A 19,757-nucleotide genomic window follows, 5' to 3' on the forward strand; every position below is an offset into this window, starting at 1 on the left:
GGTCACTTGCTTTATCTTTTTTGGGACATAGCACACACTTTATACATAAATCGTGAAGTAAATTTCAATCAAGGGGTGTTTGGGTGATGATTGACATGAACCATTTAAAAGGTGAGAGAGTGATACTGAGAGAAATGGAACAACAAGATTGGAGCGCTGTGCATGCATATGCATCGCAACCAATTGTTTGCCAATATCAACCTTGGGGTCCGAATTCCGAGAAAGAGTCACAAGATTTTGTAACACAAGTAGTTTTGGAGGCGGCTAACGTTCCGAGAAGTCGCTTCGTTTTTGCTGTTATGGAAAAGAATCGAGTCATCGGTGCTGGAGAAATGAATATTCGGGATTTTACCAATAGACAAGGTGAGATTGGTTATATTATTCATCCAGATGATTGGGCAAAGGGATACGCTACTGAAGTAGCAAAGCTTCTGATTGAATTTGGATTTAGTGCATTCAATTTACACCGCATTTTTGCTACTTGTGACCCAAGAAATCTAGGCTCGGCAAAAGTGTTAGAAAAAATCGGTATGACTTACGAAGGTAGAATACGGCAAGATTTGCTACTAAAAGACGGCTGGCGAGATTCTCTTTTATTCAGTATTTTAAAGCATGAATGGTAAATCTTATTCGCATTTCGTGCTAATGAGATAGGTTATGGGTTAAGGTTTGCAATGAAGAAAAATACTAAAGGATTGGTTTGAGTATGAGTATGTCCATGAAGGATGAAATTTTAAAAAGATTATTAGCATCTAGCGGTGAGGCGGTTTCAGGACAGGAGTTGGCAGATTCACTAGGGGTTTCACGTACGGCTATTTGGAAGCATATGCAGACGTTGCAAGAGGAAGGCTATACTTTTGAAACCGTTAAGAAAAAAGGTTATATGTTGACTGGTGTACCGAATAGCTTAAGTCCCACACAAATAGAATTATTTTTAAATACAGAGCGTTTTGGGCGAGAAATCCACTATTTTGATGTAGTCGATTCCACACAAACCATTGCCCATAAACTTGCACAGGAAGGTGCTCCAGATGGCACAATTGTGATTAGTGAAGAACAAACAGCAGGGCGTGGACGTATGGCAAGACCATGGGAATCAGCAAATGGTACGGGTATTTGGATGACCATTATTTTACGACCAGATGTCTCACCACAGCAAGCATCTTCGTTCACACTTGTCGTAGCGGTTGCGGTTACAATGGCGATTAAAACATTGTATAAACATGTAGAGCCTGCTATTAAATGGCCAAATGATTTACTGATAAACGGTAAGAAATGCACAGGTATTTTAACAGAGATGCAGGCAGAGGCAGATCTTGTACAAGCATTACTTGTAGGAATCGGCATCAATGCCAACCAGCTAGAAAACGATTTCTCACCAGACATCGCAGATATTGCGACATCGTTACGTATTGCGGCAGGGGAGGAAATTAACCGTGCTGCACTTGTCGCAACAATTTTGCAATATTTGGAGCAGTTTACTGCACTATACGTGAAAGAGGGCTTCTCTAGTATTAAAGCGCTTTGGGAGCAGATGTCGTGCACGATTGGTCAACGCATCGAAGTGACAACTTTAAGAGAACGCTTTGAAGGAATTGCTAGCGGTATTACAGATGATGGCGTGCTTCAGCTAACGCAAAACGATGGGACAATACGAACGATTTATTCAGGTGATATTAAAATTTTATAAAAAATGAAAGAGGATGGGACATAAGAGAAAAAGTGTTAGATTGAACCCAATCAATCTAACACTTTTTTGCTATGCGGTTGTTGCCCGCGTCTTACATTATGTGCTGTTCTGAGCTGGAGTCACCACCTCCGCTACCAACAACTAGTGAACACTTCTAATTTTTTTAATTGCAAAAGCAAGAATAGCTAAGGTCCCCATATAGCAAAAATTTATGAACAGCTTTCCTCTGTTCCTTAAATTTTTTTAGTTTTGTCCCATTCTCTTGTTTTTTAAGTAAGATAACGTTTCATGATGAGCGCTGAGGCTATGTGACGTTTAGTTTAAGGATAATTCTAAATCCCCATGTGACAGAGACACATTTAGCTGATTATGTCCTTCAAGAGGTTGTGAAGCCTTGCTATTGTGCTCACGATCATTCACTGTAATCTCCCCAAAGCTTGTTTTTAACTCAAAGCCTAGTTCACTTTTTTTATTTTGCAAGTCTAATGTTGTATCCCCAAAGTTAGAAGTGATTTGTGATTGACCGTTAAGTGTTCCTTCTATATCAATTTCTCCATGCTCGCTTTCAACAACAAAGCCATTACTGATGAATTGTTCGAGTGTCAAATCCCCGAAAGCCTGTGTAATCTCCGTTTTGTCACTAGTAATATTTTGGAGTAGGATATCCCCATAATCCCCTTTGATAGTTAGCTGTTGGTAGTGTAGTCCTTGAAGCATCGTATCGCCAAAATCACTGTCTACTATAAGCGAATTTAACTTTGCATCTTTTGGCACAGTAATGATGATAGAAGGTGTTTGAAACGTTCCAATGCCAAATGTGACGCCATTTTTTCCTTTACTTTTTGTTTCAACTGTTAATGTACCATTATCCATGCTGTAAGATACATCTGTGTTTTTAACAACATTTGTTTCTAATGTGTAGCTATCGCCCTGAAGTATTTCAACATCTCCATAGTTGTTTATTACATGGATATCTGAAAATGCTTCGAGTGTATGGGAATTCTTTTCGAGCCCATTATTACTTGGTACAGAGAAGCCGTTATCCCCTTTTACAATTACCCATTTACCACCAGAGGTAAAACCAACGACGGCAAGTAAAATCCCTAAAGTAATCATACTAAAAGCGATGAGCTTATGTCGTGAAGTCATCTATAGTCCCCCCTTGTGCTTTTTCGTCATTTTATGGAACAAGTTTGCTAATACTTCCACGCAAACCATACCAATTTTCTTTAGTAGGCGGGCAACGATTGGGAAAAGCAGGACGCCTAAACCTGTTACTACTAATCCTATGCCTATAAAGAGTAATGCGGTTGACCAGTGTTCGGTTAATACGAGCACTCCTGAAATAAGTGCTACAATACCGCCAAAAAAAATACTTAATACCATTGCAACGATTGCAATAACAAAACTAAAAATAACTGCTCCAACCGATATAATAAGTGCTACCGCTACGGCAAGTAATGGTAAAGATAGTGGTGCCGACAAGATTGCAAGAATAATAAGCCAAATAGCCGTCATATTTTTCTTTGTAGAAGCGGGTGTCGCATCTAAATCCTTTAAGGCAAAATCAGCCATTATTTGTGAGGCCACAACAGAAGGAGAGCCTAGTTGTTGTATAACTTGTTGCTCATTTTCTACGCCTGCTTCATCAAAATACTCTTCATAGTAGACAAGCGCTGCATTTAGTTCATGCGCTGGAAGACGCCGTAATTTCCCTCGTAGCTTTTTTAAATAGCTTTCTCTATCCATCTAATTTCCCTCCTAAAAGTACACAGTCAACTTTTTGTTTATACATTTGCCATTCCTGTAAAAGCTCGAGCAATCGTTTACGCCCTTGCTCGGTAATTTGATAATACCGTCTATTTCGTCCTTGATAGGGTTGGTCATACGTTGTTAGATAATTAGCTTTTTGTAAACGACGTAATACCGGATACAGCGTTGATTCGGATATATCCATCACAGATTGCACTTGCTGTGTTAACGAGTAACCGTATGCATCCTCTTTATCGACAATGGCAAGTACACAAGCGTCAAGTAATGCGGAGCCAAGCTGAAATGTCATCTTTCCACCTCACATTCTATTACCTATACAAGGTTTTATATTATATGTTGTATAGTATGTGGATAGTATATGACGTATAGTATATACTTGTCAATTTTTTTTACCATTATCTTTACAAATAAATGCTCCTTGTAGTGAATTGCTAGAAAAAACTATTTGAAGATTAGCTAGTGAATCTGTTATAGTAATGGCTGAAGGGCAGTATCCTTGTGAACGGCACCTTCAACAGCGTTTTACAATTTACAACAAATATCTGCCTTGATCTTTTTAGACAGGGACGGAAGAAAACGATACGTTCAAAATTTAACTTGATTGAGTGGGAAACCTAATCGCAAATGATAAGTCGCGACTAGTTTTTATCTGCCTAATTAACGTTAAAACCTCATCATGTATCACTGAGGAAAAAACGGTACTGAACGAACTCATGACCTTTCTGTCCAAATTTAGGAATAGAAAGGTCTTTTTTGTTTTCTTTCCTTAAAAAAGGAGGACTACACAATGAAGACAACATCAGATTTTTTAAAGATGAAAGCAAATGGGGAGAAAATCGTGATGCTAACAGCCTACGATTATCCTTCCGCAACATTTGCCGAGCAAGCCGGCGTTGATATGATTCTAGTGGGAGATTCACTTGGAATGGTTGTACTCGGTTATTCTTCTACGATGCCAGTGACAGTAGCCGATATGGTTCATCATGCAAAAGCTGTCCGTCGTGGGGCAAAAAATACGTTTGTTGTCGTGGACATGCCATTTGGTTCTTATCACGGGGATGTCAATGACACGTTAAAAACAGCGGTATCTATGATGCAAGAAACGGGTGCAGATGCCCTTAAGGTTGAAGGTGCAGGAGATGTCGTGCCAGTGATTAGTAAATTAACATCAGCAGGTATTCCAGTCGTTGCACATTTAGGTTTGCAACCGCAATTAGCAGGCGTGCTTGGAGGCTATAAGGTGCAAGGGAAAACCGCGGAACAGGCAGCACAACTTATTGAAAATGCCAAACAATGTGAAGCAGCAGGCGCATGTGCAGTTGTTTTAGAATGTATTCCACATCAACTAACGGATTTAGTATCCGCAGCACTTACGATTCCGACAATTGGTATTGGGGCGGGTATTGAGGCTGATGGACAAGTATTAGTTTTCCATGACATGCTGAGTTATGGTTCGCACCATGTGCCAAAATTTGTAGCACAATTTGCTGATATGGGGAGTGAAGCCAGCAGCGGCATTGCAAGTTTTGTTAATGCTGTGAAGACAGGGACATTTCCAACATTAAACCACTCCTTTACGATGAAAGAAGAAGCATTGGATCAGCTATACGGGGGCGTAAAGTAAATGAAAGTCATTACTACAATTAAAGCACTGACATCAGAAATTCAAGCAGCTAAACGAGCACAAAAAACAATTGGCCTAGTGCCAACAATGGGTTTTTTACATGAAGGTCACTTAACATTAGCATCAAAAGCTCGTGCAGAAAATGACCTTGTTGTGATGAGCATTTTTGTTAACCCAACACAATTTGGGCCAAATGAGGATTTTGAAAGTTACCCTCGTGATTTGGCAAGGGACACTGCTTTAGCACAATCTGTCGGTGTAGACATAATCTTTGCACCAAGTGTGGAAGAGATATATCCGCATGATGGTGGTATTCGTATCCGCGCAGGTGAGCAGGCAACGCTTCTATGCGGAGCAAGCCGTCCAGGGCATTTTGATGGTGTTTTACAGGTGGTCTCAATATTGTTTCATTTAACACAGCCAACACGTGCTTACTTTGGACAAAAGGATGCCCAACAAGTGGCACTTATCTCTACGATGGTGCGAGATTACCATTTTCCTTTAGAGATTCGTGTTGTACCAATTGTCCGAGAGGAAGATGGCTTAGCGAAGTCTTCTCGTAATGTATATTTGAACGAGGTGGACCGCACAGAAGCACCGGCGATTTATGAGGCTTTGCAACTGGCTCAACATAGCTTTTTAGCAAATGGTGATGCAACAGCAGCCCTTGCAAAGGCAAAAGCTCATATCGCAGCACGCACACATGGCAAAATTGACTATATAGAATTATTGGCTTATCCGGATCTCCTGCCTGTAACAGCCCAAACGGAAAAAGTTCTTTTGGCAGCCGCCGTCTACATCAGTAAAACACGTTTAATTGATAATTGTATTTTTAATGTGAAAGAAGGAAAATAACATGTTACGAATGATGATGAATAGTAAAATCCACCGTGCTACTGTAACGGAAGCGGATTTAAATTATGTAGGCTCGATTACAATTGATGAGGATATTTTAGATGCCGTTGGAATGTTACCAAATGAAAAAGTGCATATTGTGAATAATAACAATGGAGCGCGCTTTGAAACGTATATTATTGCAGGTGAGCGCGGATCAGGCGTGATTTGTGTCAATGGGGCAGCAGCGCGCCTCGTACAACGTGGAGATATTGTAATCATTATTTCTTATGTTTATGTGGATAATGCAGAGGCCAAGGACCATAAACCGACAGTAGCCATTATGGGAGAAGGCAATACCATTAAAGAAATGATTGCCTACGAGCCAGAAGCAACTGTATTGTAGTGCCAGTCACCTACACAATTCTTTTAGTAAAATCCACTTCGCTAACGGTGTATCCGCAGAAAGCGAAGTGGATTTTTTTGGGTGCCAGTCACCAGAACTATTCGCAAAATTCGCATAATTCATATGATTCTCGTGCATTTTTTTATTGAAATGGCGCAAGGATGACCTGCGAGATGTATTTATGATAAAATTCATCTATCTAATGTGAACTGTGAGTTGAGATGTATGATGGAAAGTCAAAAGTATGCAATAGTTGATTTGGAGACGACAGGTCATTCTCCAGCAAATGGTGACCGAATGATTCAAATTGCCATTGTCATTATGAAGGATTGGAAAATAGAACGCACCTATACAAAGTTTATTCATCCAGGGAAATCGATTCCGTCCTTTATTCAAGATTTAACGCATATAACGGACGAGGATGTGAAAGATGCCTTGCCGTTCGAGGCACATGCCGACTACATATACGAATTAATTTCCGATTGTGTTTTTGTCGCGCATAATACGGATTTTGACTTATCCTTTTTACAAGCAGAATTTAAACGAGCGGGTTTACCAAAATGGCATGGTAAGAAAATGGATACAGTTGAACTAGCAAAAATTTTATTTCCCATGTCTCTTAGCTTTAAGCTAGGTGATTTAGCCGCAGACTTAAATATTGAACTTGAAAATGCGCATAGAGCGGATGATGATGCGCTGGCAACGGCTGAACTTTTTAAACGTAGTTGGAAAGAGCTTCTAAGCCTTCCACAACTAACGCTCGAACAAATGCATAAACGTTCATTCCGTTTAAAATCTAATTTGTCCCAGCTTTTCTTTGAAGCATTACAACTTAAACGTCATCATAGAACAACTGATGAAAATATTACGTACTATCGCAATATTGCAATTTGTGATGGTCGTCAAAAACGGGTTCTAAAATCCGAGCTAGCACCTTATCCAAAAACAATAAATGAAAAAGAAGCACTGATGACAAAAGCTATGCCCAACTTCGAGCAACGACCTGCGCAATTTACGATGATGGATACGATTTGGCAAGCATTAAATGACAAAGAAGAATGTGTGATTGAGGCTTCGACGGGCATAGGCAAAACAGTCGGTTATCTTTTACCTAGTATTTTATATGCGCGGGCGAACAATAAAAAAATTGCAATTAGTACGTATACAGCACATCTACAAGAGCAACTTGTAGAAGAAGAACTACTAAAAATCGAAAAAATTCTTGATACAAAAGTAAACGTTGCTGTACTGAAAGGCATGCAACATTATATCGACCTTGCTCGCTTTGAACAGTGTATGGCATATGCGGATGAATCATATGATGATACTTTTACCATCTTACAGTTGCTTGTCTGGCTGACAAAAACGCAGACAGGCGTATTAAGTGAACTGAATGTTTCCGGTGGGGGACAGCTTTTTTTAGAAAAAATTCGCAAATTGCCTGAGGAGAAACCGACAAAGGGCTTTGATTTTTATGAGCAAGCATTAAAAAATAGTACGACAGCGGATTGCATCGTGACAAATCATTCGATGGTCATTAGTGATTTAGTTCGTCAAACACCAATCTTTAGACAAATCGATGGGTGGATTATCGATGAAGCGCATCAAGTTATTCAAGCAGCTATGCAACAAGATGAAACCGTCTTTTCCTACACACAATGGAAATATATTTTTGGCCAAATTGGAACAATGGAAGATACAGCGCTCTTTCAACAATTCAGTCAGGCAGCTAAAAAGAAACAGCGCATCCCAATGCAAAGTTTACAGCAACTTGACAAACAATTTATCCGATTACAGCGCGTTTTCGATGACACCATTGGGCATGCTGTACAAAAAATGCAACAGCAAGTTCGAGGCAAACAGGCTAGTAGCAAATGTACCCTGTTCTTAGAGGATGTATCACTAGCAAAAGAGCCGCTCTTACAAGTCAGCAAACTATTACAGCACTGGCTTGATCTCGCGGTGGAAGCTGGTAAAGCTTTTGAAAATAATATTGAACAGTTAGACAAAAATGAGGTTTTTATTTTATCTGAGTGGCACTATTGGATTCGAGAGATGAAGCTAAGAATTGCGGAATGGGAGGAAATTTTCCTTTTACATCAGGACGAACATTCCGTTTGGTTTGAATTTGATTTACGCAGTGTCCCTGGCAGTCTGCATGTTTATAAGAAGCCAGTTAATGTAACACCAATTATAGAAAAAGTAATGGCGCCACTTCGTAAACAAGCAAGTATCGTTTGGACTTCAGGCACTTTAACGGTACCAGGAAATGAACGCTTTATTACACGTCAGCTTGGCATTTCAGATAGTGTCCAAGTTATGCAGTTACAAGCACCAGCATCATATTATTCTGGTGCAAAAGCGTTTATTGTCACAGATATGCCAGATATTCAACAGGTGACGCAGGCAGATTATATTGAAGCAGTGGCACATGCGATTACACGCACGGTTCGCATGACAGAAGGACGTTGCTTTGTGTTATTCACTGCCCAAGATATGTTAAGAAAAACGGTTGAGCTGATACAAGATAGTGAGCTTCTCGATGACTATATGCTCTTTGCACAAGGTGTCACAGGTGGTAGTCGAATGCGCATTCTTAAATCATTTCAGAAGTTCAACCAAGCAGTGCTATTTGGCACAAACAGCTTTTGGGAAGGGGTAGACGTTCCTGGTGATGCACTTTCTTCTGTCATTGTTGTACGACTACCGTTTTCTTCACCAGAGGAGCCAGTGTTCAAGGCACGAGCCAAACATCTAACATTACAAGGGCACAACTCCTTTACGGAGCTATCTTTACCGGAAGCAATTATGCGCTTTAAGCAAGGATTTGGCCGTTTAATTCGATCATCCCAAGATAAGGGCGCATTTATTGTGCTAGATCGCCGTATTAGCACAAAATCTTATGGCAAAGAATTTATTCATGCATTACCGCCTATAGATGTCAAGAAACTCCAATTGCCAGAATTGCTGAAGGAATTAAGTAATTGGCAGAAATAAAAAGAATCCCTTTTAGCATGAGGCTAGAAGGGATTTTTTAAATGAAATGGGGAACTGTTGTTTCTTCATTATGTAAATACGCGACACAGTTACGTCCATTATTTTTTGCTTGATACAATGCTTGATCGCATCTTGTTAATAATGTTGTAAGCGTATCCCCATGTACATAAGTGGTTACACCAAAGCTACTCGTTTTTTGCTTTACGATTGGAAACTGATAATTCTCTAGCTGATGTCGGAGCTGCTCAGCAAGTTGAAGTGCTTCATGTAATGTGGTTTGAGGACAAATAACTAAAAATTCCTCACCACCCCATCGACCGATTGTATCCTGTTCCCGAATAGATTTTTTAAATAACTCCGCTGCATTAATCAATACAATATCCCCAACTTGATGACCAAATTCATCATTTACGGCTTTAAAATAATCAATATCGAGCAAAATAATAGAAAGAGGCGTTGCATGATTTTGTGCTTGCTTGAATGCTTCATCCAATACATCATCTAAGCGGACTCGGTTTGGTATTTGCGTCAATTTATCAGTATTGGCGATATTTTCAAGCTCTTGCCTTGCTTTCTCTAACTCTTGCGTTCGTTCCTGTACTTTATATTCAAGCGTTTCAGTTAACATTTGCTGCATTTTTTGATGTTCTTTTTTAATAAGATTAATTTTATCCCCGAGTGCTAGTGATAAAAAGATTGCTTCAAAAGTAGCTCCAATTGCTGGTATATCCTCGAATATTCTTGGATGAAATGGAATGATACTTAAAAAGGCTAACGCTTGAACAATAACAGACCCTAGTAAAACTGACCAACCAATCAAATAAAAACGAGCCATTTTTTGTCCTTTTAACCATACAAGGAGTCCAGATAACCAAAGAAAGGAAAGTACTACGACTGCAAAAATGGTTGTGAAATTATTGACAATAGCAACATCTGGAATAATAAATACGGCAATAAGTGATAAAATCGAAAGCCATAATAAAATATTTGCGAGTAAGTGATACTTCGGTAAATATGTTTTTAACTCTAGAAACTCTTTGGAAAATAAAATCATAAATATCAGTAAAAAATTACTACTGATCACTAACGATCGGATAAAAAACCATTCTGGCAAGAAATGACCTGCAATTTCCAAATCTAAGGAGTTCATCGTCGCTTGATAAAAAATAAAACTAAGCATATACAAGACATAATAAAAATACGCTTTTTCTTTTAAAGAAAAAAACAAAAATAAATTATATATTAATAAGGCGAACATAAAGCCATAAAACATACCCGAGAAAAATTTATATGAAATGATTTTTTCTAAAAAGCCCTCTGTTGTATACAAATAGGACATAAAACTTTTTGGAAGAACGCCATCTAACTTTACATAAATTGCTGTAGTAGATGGGTCTGTTATAGTAAAGACATTCGAACGGTAGTCAATCTTTTGCTCGTTTATATGGGCAACTCCGCTCTTTTGTTGGTCATAAGAACCATCTTCTTTTACTAAAAACAATTCAACATTGTCTAGTTTATCAATAGATTCTAGCCAATAGTGCCCTTGTTTATTATCCATAATTTCTGCGGTATGGAGCCTTAGCCAAATCGTATCGTTTGTATGCCAAAAAAACAAATAATTTTGGTTACTTGTCTCAAAGGATTGATCATAATCACCAGATAAGATGTCCTCAATTGTAATGGATTTTGAAGGATCACGAAAAATATCAAAGTATTGCCCTAATACAATAGGCTCTGAAAGTTCTGTGGCATAACTTTTTAAAGGAAATAGCATTACCGTACTTAATGTCGCGAACATTGCAATCATAACGATAACTTTTATTACAATTTTCTTTTTCATATTTTTCTTTCACCTACGTTTCATAAATAAGTCATTCAATTAATCGTATCTAGAATGATACGTAATACTTAGCAACTTAGGGTATTAGCTCTTTAAGAAGAATATACCTTAAGTAATATACCATATTTTATTTGCTATTTTCTGAATTTACCAATAAAATACATGATTTTTATATTATCAAATGTTACCTTAGACCATAAGAAAAGAATGAGGAACGAAGGGTGTTCAACGTTTCCAGCATTTTAGAATGAAATATCCTAAAAAATGCAACACGATTAGTGGAGACAGAGAATACATCATTTTTATAAAAATTGCTGAAAAAGAAGAGGTACTTAATGGATAGTAACGTAAATCTTTCGTTAGATAAAATAGAAATGAACATCATTCTAAATGGCATTTACGCACTAATGAATTTTATTAGTGCATTTTTGTATTGCAAAAAATTTTGATGAAAACAATTTCTTCTCGACGAGCTGAAATTGCTCTTTGTATAAAAAAACGGTTATTGCAAAAAATAAGACCGTCATCATGAGTGTTGTAAAAAATTTACATTGCACATTCGAGAAATGGCAAGTAATTTTGGCGTTATCGCCAAGACAGTTATAACAGTGTTGCGTTTAAGAATGGTAAAGGTTTGTCATTACCATACAATGATTGCTTCGCTGGAACAACAGAAGGAAGGAGGTGCTACAAATGGGTGTAGTATATAGGATTGCCTTAGTTCTCGTAATTATTGGTGCAATTAACTGGGGACTAATAGGATTTTTTAGATTTGATTTAGTCGCATATTTATTTGGCGGTCAAACAGCCGTATTGTCGAGATGGATTTATGCACTTGTCGGAATTGCTGGGCTTATATCAATCCCAATCCTTATGAAGCGTTTAGATGAGGAAGAAGACTTCGATGCACATACTCGTATTCACAGCAATCCGAGTTATGGTATGGAAGCTGGGGAAGAAGCCGATTTTACAGACGTGCCAAAAGCGAAGAAAAAGGATTCAGGAAATAAAAAAATGTAAGCTTTTTAAAACTGATGGCCCTTTGGGTGCGTCAGTTTTTTAATAACAAGAAGCCGCCTCAAAAAATGAAACGGCTCCTCCTATTAGTCGTTATTACTTGGGAAGGCAAAAGAGGATGCAGACTCGTTCGTATCCTCAAACCATTTTTCGGAAATTGTTTTAGCCTTTGTAAAGAAGCGTACTTGATCTGGCCCAAACATATGACCTTCGCCAAATTTTGAACGTTTCCAGCCACCAAAATTATGGTAGCCAACGGGAATTGGAATAGGTACGTTAACGCCTACCATCCCAACTTCTATTTCAGAAGTGAATTTACGCGCAGCAGCACCATTATTTGTAAAAATCGTGACGCCATTTCCTAACTCATGGTTATTAATTAAGCTTATCGCCTCTTCCAATGTTTGTACACGTACGACATTTCGTGCAGGTCCAAATACTTCCTGTTCGTAAATTTCCATCCCTGGCTTGACGTTATCTAATAGAGTTGGCCCTAAGTAAAATCCTTTAGAGTTTTTTGAGATATCGGGTTGGCGACCATCGCACACGATTGTAGCACCTTCTTGAAGACTGCGATCGATAAAGCCGATGATGGAGTCCTTCGATTGTTGTGTAATAACAGGACCAAAATCTACTTCTGGATCCGTGTAAGGGCCTACTTTTAAATTGGCAATTTTATCGGCTAATATTTTAACAAGCTTGTTAGCGGTTGTATCACCGACTGGAATAATTGTTGAAATCGCCATACAACGTTGAGAAGCCGCCCCATATGCCGCCCCTAAAAAGGCATTTGCAGCTTGTTCCAAATCGGCATCAGGCATGACCACCATATTGTTTTTACCACCACCTAATGCTGTTACTCGTTTTCCATATTTTGAGCCTGTTGCGTAAATATATTCAGCAACTGGTGTTGATCCGACAAAAGAAATCGCTTCAACAGAAGGATTTTCTAATAATTCGGTTACCGTCTCTTTATCACCATTGATGACCGTCCAAATCCCATCAGGCAAGCCAGCTTCCTTCCACAGCTCTGAAAGCAAGAGGGCAGAGCAAGGAACACGTTCTGACGGTTTTAAAATAACGGCATTTCCTACTGCAATTGCCATGCTTGTAATGGCAAGTGGCACCATCACTGGGAAGTTAAAAGGTGAAATTGCCGCCACAACGCCAAGGGGCGCTTTTGTAGAATAGGCATTAATATTTCCGCCTACATTGACCGAATATTCCCCTTTAACTAAATGAGGAGCATTAATTGCCAAATCCACTGACTCTAAACCGCGGGTAATTTCACCCTTAGCATCCTCAATGGTTTTGCCACTTTCAGTACAAATCATGTCAATTAATTCGTCCATACGTGCTGTTAGTAATTGTCGAAACTTCAGTACAATCTCCGCCCGTTTGCCAACTGAAAGTGCGCGCCAAGCTGGAAAGGCATTTTGAGCAGTAGCGATTGCCTGTTGAACCTCCTCCTTTGTAGCAAGTGGGACATGGGCAATGACAGCTCCTGTACTCGGGTTATAGACATTTGAAAAGCGCCCGCTTTGACCCGCCACTACGGTGCCATTAATAAAATGCCCTAATTCTTTTACGTCCGTATTCGTTACCATCCTCATTATTCCTCCTTCGTTTATATGCACTAAAAACATTACATAAGGTATTCTTTCTCTATTCATTGTGAAAACGATACGACGAATAAGTAGTTTTGTTATGCTTTATCTGTTTAACTTTCTAGTACCCTATTGTCGCAACTTCCCTTATACCAACAAGTGGGGGTAATCTATGACGTTTAAAGGCTACGTCAATAATACTTTATATGAATAGGAAAAATAATTTAGAAGGTTTATCTATTAATCGAAAATTCTGATATATAAAACGAGGTGTATAAACTTAGTATCTCATTCATTATTGATGTGTTAAGACATCTTCAATTAAAAATGCTAAGTAGAGATTGGTTTTGGTAAATGGATTTGTTAAATCCATATCTAACAGTGATTCTATTTTTTTAATTTTATATAGCACAGTATTACGGTGAATAAATTGCCGTTCGCTAATTTTACTTGTACTCCCATTTTCCTCGAGAAATATGCGCAAAAATGCAATATAATCCGTATTGTGCAGTTCATCGTATCGTTGTAATTGACCTAAAATATCATGGCTAAAGGATTGCATTAATGGTTGGTTTTGTACAGCCATAATAATTTGGTAGGCACCAATATCTTTATATTTGTACAAAAAACGATTGTTATGAAGCTGTGCTAAATGGATAACTGTTAACGATTCTTCATAGCTTTTACGAATATTTTCATGTTCTTTTTGATAGTTTCCTTTGCCAATAATGATATCGAGAAAGCCATTTTTTTGTTTGATTTTTTCATAGATTTCTTCAACTACTTTTGAGAAGGGGATGTTCGGTGTATTAATTTGCGCTCGGTCAATTAAAAAAATGAGGTGATTTTTATGTTTTAGTTTTAAAAAGCGTTTATAACGATGTTGAAAAGCAAATTGGATCATCACTTCATAGCGGTCAATGCTAGATTGTACACCTATTGTTGTGCAAGTGATAATAGCAAGTTCTCTACCTTGTGGGAATCCAAGTTGCGCCAGTTGTACTTTCCTCGTATCCATCTGTTTTTTGGAGTGAAAAAGTAAATTGAAAAGTACCTTTTCTTCAATGGAATGTTCTTGATGATGGTTAGCTATAAATTGAAAAGTAGTTTTTAATAAATCAGCTACGCGGCAATGCCAAGGCATTTGAAAAACAGGGAAATCATGCTCGTTAGCAAAAGCGATGATAGATTCAGGAATGGCAGGAATATAAGGGCCGATATTGATAATAAATCCTGCTACTTTTTTGCTATAAGCTAACTTAACGAGTTGTTCTAAGGAATCTTCCTGCTGTGATAAGTTAATACCTGTCGTGACGACCAATTCATTTGGCCGACAAAACATAATTAAATCAATGCTCTCTACTACGTTAATACCTGTAACTCTTCGATGTACACCACTATGTCCAGCTACTAATGTAAGCATAGGGAATTGATTTCCCTCCACAATTTTGCGAATCGTTCCCATCGTTTCCCCCCTTATTATGAACATAACTTACCATATATCATGTGCAGATGCACATATTTTTTTAGTGTTATATCCATATCTCTTAAAATTTATCTATTTTAGAATGTTTAGTAACTACTGTGAAAGAGAGGACTTGCATATGTATAAATGTAATAGTAGACGATTGCAAGATTCGATTGAACAATTTAGTCAGTTTGGAGCTACTTTAAACGGTGGTGTCACGCGTTTATCTCTTTCGAAAGAAGATATTTTAGCTAGAAATTATTTTTGTAAGTGTTGTGAAGAATTAGGGATGGAAATTAAAGTAGATGATATGGCCAACATCTATGCGATGCTACCAGGCAAAAAAGAAGTTCCGCCAATTGTTATGGGCTCCCATTTAGATTCAGTTGAAAAGGGTGGGAAATTTGATGGTGTTTTGGGTGTGTTAACAGCCTTAGAAGCGATTCGAACATTAAAGGACAATGACGTAGAGTTAGATGTGCCATTAATGATTGTGAATTTTACGAATGAAGAAGGGGCTCGCTTTGATCCGGCGATGATGAGCTCAGGCGTCATTGCTGCAAAATTTGAAAAAGCCCAAATGCTACAGTCTGTCGATAACAATGGCATGACTTTTCAAGCTGCACTACAAGCAAGTGGTTATGAGGGTGAGCAACAACATCGCTTAAAGGAAGCCCTTGCTTATATTGAACTCCATATCGAACAAGGGCCCGTTTTAGAAGCAAAGCAAATGGAAATAGGTGTTGTTGAAGGGGTACTAGGAATGGTTTGTTATGAAATTACCTTTACTGGCCAATCCAATCATGCAGGAACAACACCGATGGCAATGCGCCAAGACCCGATGATTGTTGCCGCAAAAACAATGGTATTTTTACATGAACAGCTTGGCAAGATTGATGAGCAACTAGTATATACCTTTGGGCGGATGCATGTTTTACCTAATATTCATACCGTTATACCAAATAAAGTGACGTTTACAATTGATTCACGGCATCAAAATCCTGCTATTATGCAAAAGGTCGAGGAAGTATTGAAAAACTTGCCTACAGAAGACACAGGTTGTCGTATAGAAGCTGTGAAACTATGGGGAAGAGACACAGTATTATTTGATCGACAAATTTGTGATGAAATCGAAAAATCTTGCCAACGATTTGGCTATACCGCTCATCGAATGTTTAGTGGAGCAGGGCATGATGCGCAATATATAGCGACGATGATACCTTCAGCAATGATTTTCGTACCAAGTATTAATGGAAAGAGTCATTGCGAGGAGGAAGACACATCATTTGAAGATTGCGCAAAGGGAGCAGATATTCTCCTCGAAACGGTATTAACGATGCAAACAAAATACAGTATGGGGCAAACGTACAGCTTACATTAAAATTTGAAATTTATCATGATTGTTACGTCTCTATTACTAACTAAAAAGCTGTCAAAGTGATGCTGCAATGAATCAAGTTAAAAGAAGAAAGTGAAAATAGTTTACTTGAATATCGACCACGAAAGGTAGGATAGTATGAAAAAAATCATTCAAGGTGGACGAATCGCAACTGCTTCAGATGTCTACGAAGCAGATATTCTTATTGAGAACGGAATCATTGTACAGATAGGTAAAAATTTATCTGTTGCAGGTGCGGAAATCATTGATGCTACTGATAAATACGTAATGCCAGGAGGAATTGATCCGCATACCCATTTAGATATGCCTTTTAATAATACAGTAACAGACGATGATTGGAAATCGGGTACGATAGCGGCTGCGTTTGGCGGCACCACAACGATTTTAGACTTTTGTTTAACAGCAGGTGAAGAGAAACTTTCTACTGCTGTTGAAAAATGGCATGAAAAAGCAAAAGGGAAATCTGCGATTGATTATGGATTCCATTTAATGATTGGGGATTTAACACCACAGACAGAAGCGGAATTACCCGTGTTACTAGAGCAAGAAGGAATTACCTCTGTAAAGGTTTTTATGGCATATGCAAAAGAATTCCAAGCGACAGATCGCACGCTTTTTAAAGCGTTCAAAATTGCAAAAGATGTTGGTGCTATTGTTATGGTGCACTGTGAAAATGGCTCAGTTATCGATGAGCTTGTCGAAGAGGCAAGACGTGCGGGACATAAAGAGCCGATTTATCATGCACTTACGCGTCCAGCTGAATTAGAGGGTGAGGCGACAAAACGTGCCATTGAACTAGCCCATATCGCAGGTGCAACGCTTTATGTTGTCCATGTTACTTGTAAAGAAGCGGTGGATGAAATTATTGCAGCACGTGAAAAAGGCTATAACGTCTATGGCGAAACATGTCCACCTTATTTAACATTAGACCAGTCTGCTTTAGCACAACCAGGCTTTGAAGGGGCGAAATACGTATGGTCACCGCCACTTCGTCCGAAATACCATCAGGAGCATTTATGGAATGCCTTAAAAGCGAAGCAATTACAAACAATTGGTTCCGATCAATGCTCGTTTAGTTTTAACGGCAAAAAGCAATTAGGGTTAAATGATTTTTCTAAAATTCCGAACGGTGGACCGTTTATTGAAGATCGCTTTAGTATTTTATATTCAGAAGGGGTTGCCAAAGGGAAAATAACTGTCAATGAATTTGTTGATATGATTGCTACAAATGCTGCAAAAGTTTTTGGTCTGTTTCCACAAAAAGGGACAATTGCTATAGGTTCTGACGCAGATATCGTGATTTTTGATCCTAATGTAAAACGCGAAATTTCAGCAAAAACCCACCATATGAATGTGGACTACAACCCATATGAAGGTTGGGAAGTGACGGGTGAACCGGTCACTGTGCTTGTCCGTGGGGAATATGTTATTAAAGAGAAAGAATTTGTTGGTGTACTAGGCAGTGGTCGCTATATCAAACGCCAACTGAAAACGACTGCGGAAACGATAAAAATCTAACTTGTTTTTGCAAATATTTCGTGTGGCTTCAACACTGTTGTCACACAGTCAATGTAGCACCACCTTTCAAGCAGGATTTAAACAATCATGCAAAGGTGTAATTAGCAATAGGTAATACATGGCCGATTGTTTTGACTGGAGAACAAAACAATCGGCTATTAAACAATAGCAAGTTCAACAAGAACACATGAGGGGGATGTGGAAATGGTTCCGATGCAAGAGCATGCAATGACCAAGCTACTTCAGCGTAATTTTGTTGAGTTAACAAGTCGAATGACAAAAAATGAGGCAATGGAAGAAGCAAATCGTTGCCTTTATTGTTATGATGCACCCTGTATTAAAGCTTGTCCAACAAGCATTCAAATCCCAAATTTCATAAAAAAAATTGCATCATGGAATATGAAGGGTTCTGCCACTACTATATTAGAAGCAAACCCAATTGGTGCAAGTTGTGCAAGAGTTTGTCCAACAGAAGAGCTCTGTGAAGGGGCATGTGTGTTAAATTCCTCAACAAAGCCAATTAGAATCGGAGAACTACAGCGTTATGCGACAGATTGGGCGATGGAGACAGGTGCACAGCTATTTAAGAAAGGCGAAAGCAATGGACTGAAAGTAGCCATTATTGGGGCGGGTCCAGCTGGTCTTTCGGCGGCGCGTGAGCTTAGTCGGTTTGGTTATAGTGTCACAATCTATGAGGCTGAAGCGAAAGCAGGTGGTTTAGGAAGCTATGGTATCGTGTCGTTCCGCTTACCAAATGAGATAGCAGATTGGGAAGTCGAGCAAATTGCCAAACTCGGTGTGAACATTCAAACAAATACGACAGTAGGTAGCGACATTTCTGCAGAAGAAATATTAGCACAATATGACAGTGTCATTTTAGCAGTTGGTATGGGGGCTGTGCCACATCTGGGCATTGAAGGAGAAGGTCTGTTAGGCGTGCATGATGCCATTGAATTTGTAAAACAAACAAAAGTGGGAGCGCTTCCAACTGATTTAGTAGGGAAACGTGTTGCAGTTATCGGTGCTGGGAATACCGCAATTGATGGTGCTACTTGTGCCATGCGATTAGGTGCGGATAATGTGAAAATACTTTATAGAAGAACGCAAAAAGAAATGACCGCATACAAATTTGAATTTGAATTTGCCAAGCAAGATGGCGTGGAGTTTCAATGGTTAACAGCGCCGAAAAAAATCATCGGCAATGATGCAGGTGAAGTGATTGGCATTGAATGCGTTCACATGAAGCTCGGTGAAGCAGGAGCAGATGGTCGTCAAAGACCAGAAGAGGTTGCAGGATCCAATTTTATTTTAAAGGTGGATGCAGTTATTAAAGCAATTGGTCAAACGCGTTTTGTGTCATTAATTGAAGCGTTTGGCTTACAGCATACAAATGGCGTTGTTGATATTGATGAAACGACGATGCAAACATCGAATAAAAAAGTGTTTGCATGTGGGGATGTTGTTTTTGGCAACGGACAAGGAGAGGCAATGGTTGTAACAGCGGTTCAACAAGGAAAAGATGCTGCTTATAAGATTCATGAACGTTTAAGAAAACCAAGCGAGATTGCATAAGGGGGGCAG

The 19,757-nt window shown here is 38.8% G+C and carries 16 protein-coding genes; 10 read left to right on the top strand and 6 right to left on the bottom strand.

The window, feature by feature from the left end; translation table 11 throughout:
- Window positions 1-86 precede the first annotated feature (86 nt).
- Window positions 87-623: a GNAT family N-acetyltransferase gene (locus tag LO754_RS07420; RefSeq protein WP_029747403.1), complete on the top strand. Its 537-nt coding sequence runs from the start codon at window positions 87-89 to the stop codon at window positions 621-623.
- An 83-nt stretch (window positions 624-706) separates the two neighbouring features.
- Window positions 707-1,690 (top strand): biotin--[acetyl-CoA-carboxylase] ligase, encoded by a 984-nt coding sequence (locus LO754_RS07425; RefSeq protein ID WP_024364251.1) that lies wholly within the window; start codon window positions 707-709, stop codon window positions 1,688-1,690.
- 315 nt (window positions 1,691-2,005) lie between these two features.
- Here the strand turns inward: LO754_RS07425 and LO754_RS07430 are convergent, their stop codons facing one another.
- Genes LO754_RS07430 through LO754_RS07440 form a run of 3 tightly spaced genes read right to left on the bottom strand, consistent with a single transcriptional unit; the run spans window position 2,006 to window position 3,752 of the window.
- Window positions 2,006-2,839 (bottom strand): DUF4097 family beta strand repeat-containing protein, encoded by an 834-nt coding sequence (locus tag LO754_RS07430; RefSeq protein ID WP_229389191.1) that lies wholly within the window; start codon window positions 2,837-2,839, stop codon window positions 2,006-2,008.
- Window positions 2,840-3,439 carry an HAAS signaling domain-containing protein gene (locus LO754_RS07435; RefSeq protein ID WP_231785912.1) on the bottom strand — a complete coding sequence of 200 codons (600 nt, stop codon included), beginning with the start codon at window positions 3,437-3,439 and terminating at the stop codon, window positions 2,840-2,842.
- Window positions 3,432-3,752: a PadR family transcriptional regulator gene (locus LO754_RS07440; RefSeq protein WP_024364248.1), complete on the bottom strand. Its 321-nt coding sequence runs from the start codon at window positions 3,750-3,752 to the stop codon at window positions 3,432-3,434. Before LO754_RS07440 ends, LO754_RS07435 begins: the two co-directional genes overlap by 8 nt.
- Before the next feature lie 498 nt (window positions 3,753-4,250).
- Here LO754_RS07440 and panB point away from each other — a divergent pair, with 498 nt between their 5' ends.
- From panB to dinG, 4 genes are all read left to right on the top strand, one after another.
- A complete protein-coding gene (gene panB / locus LO754_RS07445; protein ID WP_024364247.1) occupies window positions 4,251-5,087 on the top strand; it encodes a 3-methyl-2-oxobutanoate hydroxymethyltransferase in 837 nt (278 codons plus the stop codon).
- Complete coding sequence (gene panC, locus LO754_RS07450; RefSeq protein WP_231785913.1) at window positions 5,088-5,942, top strand: pantoate--beta-alanine ligase; 855 nt, start codon at window positions 5,088-5,090, stop codon at window positions 5,940-5,942.
- 1 nt (window position 5,943) lies between these two features.
- On the top strand, window positions 5,944-6,327 hold the full coding sequence (panD, locus tag LO754_RS07455; RefSeq protein WP_024364245.1) for an aspartate 1-decarboxylase: 384 nt from the start codon (window positions 5,944-5,946) through the stop codon (window positions 6,325-6,327).
- Window positions 6,328-6,552: 225 nt separating this feature from the next.
- Window positions 6,553-9,324: an ATP-dependent DNA helicase DinG gene (gene dinG / locus LO754_RS07460; RefSeq protein ID WP_024364244.1), complete on the top strand. Its 2,772-nt coding sequence runs from the start codon at window positions 6,553-6,555 to the stop codon at window positions 9,322-9,324.
- Window positions 9,325-9,361: 37 nt separating this feature from the next.
- Here the strand turns inward: dinG and LO754_RS07465 are convergent, their stop codons facing one another.
- Window positions 9,362-11,167, bottom strand: a complete 1,806-nt coding sequence (locus LO754_RS07465) for a diguanylate cyclase (RefSeq protein ID WP_231785914.1) — start codon at window positions 11,165-11,167, stop codon at window positions 9,362-9,364.
- Between the two features lie 693 nt (window positions 11,168-11,860).
- Between LO754_RS07465 and LO754_RS07470 the strand changes: the two genes are divergently transcribed.
- Window positions 11,861-12,187, top strand: coding sequence for a DUF378 domain-containing protein (locus tag LO754_RS07470; protein ID WP_231785915.1), 327 nt, complete (start codon window positions 11,861-11,863; stop codon window positions 12,185-12,187).
- Window positions 12,188-12,270: 83 nt separating this feature from the next.
- Here LO754_RS07470 and LO754_RS07475 read toward each other — a convergent pair whose 3' ends face one another.
- Together LO754_RS07475 and LO754_RS07480 are read right to left on the bottom strand one after the other, a co-directional pair.
- Window positions 12,271-13,791, bottom strand: coding sequence for a CoA-acylating methylmalonate-semialdehyde dehydrogenase (locus LO754_RS07475; RefSeq protein WP_025219091.1), 1,521 nt, complete (start codon window positions 13,789-13,791; stop codon window positions 12,271-12,273).
- 295 nt (window positions 13,792-14,086) lie between these two features.
- Complete coding sequence (locus LO754_RS07480) at window positions 14,087-15,256, bottom strand: PucR family transcriptional regulator (protein ID WP_231785916.1); 1,170 nt, start codon at window positions 15,254-15,256, stop codon at window positions 14,087-14,089.
- Window positions 15,257-15,395: 139 nt separating this feature from the next.
- On the opposite strand from LO754_RS07480, the gene LO754_RS07485 reads away from it, so the two are divergent.
- The 3 genes from LO754_RS07485 (at window position 15,396) to LO754_RS07495 (ending at window position 19,748) form a co-directional block, all read left to right on the top strand.
- Window positions 15,396-16,640 (top strand): Zn-dependent hydrolase, encoded by a 1,245-nt coding sequence (locus LO754_RS07485; protein WP_231785917.1) that lies wholly within the window; start codon window positions 15,396-15,398, stop codon window positions 16,638-16,640.
- A 135-nt stretch (window positions 16,641-16,775) separates the two neighbouring features.
- Complete coding sequence (gene hydA, locus LO754_RS07490) at window positions 16,776-18,176, top strand: dihydropyrimidinase (protein WP_231785918.1); 1,401 nt, start codon at window positions 16,776-16,778, stop codon at window positions 18,174-18,176.
- A gap of 204 nt (window positions 18,177-18,380) precedes the next feature.
- Window positions 18,381-19,748, top strand: a complete 1,368-nt coding sequence (locus LO754_RS07495; protein WP_231785919.1) for an NAD(P)-dependent oxidoreductase — start codon at window positions 18,381-18,383, stop codon at window positions 19,746-19,748.
- Window positions 19,749-19,757: the final 9 nt, after the last annotated feature.

This window comes from Lysinibacillus sp. GJ-1 (genome assembly GCF_021166035.1).
Classification (GTDB): Bacteria; Bacillota; Bacilli; order Bacillales_A; family Planococcaceae; genus Lysinibacillus; species Lysinibacillus sphaericus.